General features: G+C 39.4%; 1 protein-coding gene and 1 pseudogene. Both read left to right on the top strand.

Annotated elements, in window-relative coordinates:
• The first annotated feature begins 37 nt into the window (after positions 1-37).
• Entirely contained in the window at positions 38-1,519 is a 1,482-nt protein-coding gene (galT, locus tag ACRCJ0_RS13010) for a UDP-glucose--hexose-1-phosphate uridylyltransferase (protein WP_431390695.1), read from the top strand.
• A 109-nt stretch (positions 1,520-1,628) separates the two neighbouring features.
• Positions 1,629-1,930, top strand: a pseudogene (locus tag ACRCJ0_RS13005) (alpha/beta hydrolase); the annotation flags it as partial.

Genomic DNA, 1,930 nt, shown 5'->3' with positions numbered 1-1,930 from the left:
TCAAGTGGCGCGCGTGTACTAACAAGGAGATGATGACATGGCAAAACTAATTGATGCCTTTGTTACACAGGTTATTGAAAATAGTGATTATACAATAGACGATCATTTTTATTTACGCAATCGAATCTTAGCATTAACTGGTGAAGCAGGTGCCAATCAAGAAACAACTAGAACCACCCTTATTTCCTTACGTGATGCCTTAGTAGATGTTGCTGTTGACAACGGAAAAGTAGGGGATTTAACAGAAGAGCGAGATACTTTAGGCGCTGCATTAATGGATTTTATCACGCCAGTCCCTAGTGTTTTAAATCAACACTTTTGGGATACCTATCAAATTTCTCCAGAACAGGCCATCCAGGAATTTTATGCGCTGAGTCAACGTAATGACTATATTAAAGTAGGGGCCATTGCTAAGAACATTGCGTATACAAGTCAAACGGCCTATGGACCAGTGGAAATTACCATTAACCTATCAAAACCTGAAAAAGATCCCAAGGCAATCGCCGCCGCCAAAAAAGCGCAATCTTCTAGTTATCCTCTTTGTCAGCTATGCATGGAAAATGAAGGGTACCAAGGACGAATCAACTATCCGGCGCGCGCTAACCACAGAATTATTCGTCTTCAATTAGGCGATGAGAAGTGGGGGTTCCAATATTCACCATATGCCTATTTCAATGAGCATAGTATTGTATTAAACACACAGCATGTCCCCATGGTCATTTCAAAACAAACATTTGAACAATTATTAGACATTGTAGCTATTTTTCCTGGATATTTTGCTGGATCTAATGCCGATTTGCCGATTGTAGGAGGTTCAATTCTAACGCATAATCATTATCAAACGGGACGTCATGATTTCCCTATGGCTAAGGCACCCTTTGAAAGTCAATTCACGTTTGAAGGTTACCCAAACATCCAAGCTGGGATTGTCAAATGGCCCATGTCTGTGATACGTCTACAAGGAAAAGAGCGCGGAGATTTGGTGACCCTGGCCGATAAAATCCGACTGGCTTGGCAAACATATGAAGATCCAAATCTAGATGTAATTGCATATACAGGGGACGAAGCTCATCATACAATTACACCTATCGCCCGCAAAAATGGGGACAAATTCGAACTAGATTTGGTTTTACGTGATAATCATACTTCATCACAATATCCAGATGGCGTTTATCATCCACATCAAGATGTGCAACATATTAAACAGGAAAATATCGGTTTAATTGAAGTAATGGGCTTAGCTATATTACCACCACGCTTAAAAGATGAAATCTCGGCAGTTGCTGACTATCTATTGGATAAAGAAAATAATATTGCAGCTTATCATTTAACATGGGCACAAGAATTAAAGCAAAATTATCACCATACTTTTACTCCAGATACAGTGCATACTATTTTAAAAGATGAAATTGCAAATGTTTTTGTACGCGTCTTAGAAGATGCTGGTGTGTATAAAGATACACCAGCAGGAAAAGATGGCTTTAATCGATTTATTCAATCGGTAGGTATCGTTTCTTAAACTTTTGATGCCCTCGTTTCTTGCTATTTGGAGACGGGGGTTTTCTTTTTCTCTAATGAAAATCAAATGCTATAATGGCATTAATGAAATTTAGAGGAGAGAACGTCTGATGCAAAAAGAAGTAATAAAGCTATATAATGATCGTGATGATGTGACCTTAACTAGCTACGTGATTGATCCAATCCGCACAAGTAAAGTGAATATTGAACGACCGGCCGTGATTATCTGTCCCGGTGGTTCATATATGTACTGTTCAGATAGAGAAGCTGAACCAGTGGCATTGGCATTTAATGCTATGGGCTTTCACGCATTTGTCTTGCGATATTCGGTCTATGGGCAAGGGAAAACAACTGCAGAAATCATTGCAGAAGGGCAATTTCCGGTTAAACCTGATGTTATTTTCCCCCATGC

The organism is Aerococcus sp. L_32, from assembly GCF_050689315.1.
Note: the sequence above shows the minus strand (reverse complement) of the source record. Positions and strands in the feature narration are given on the sequence as shown.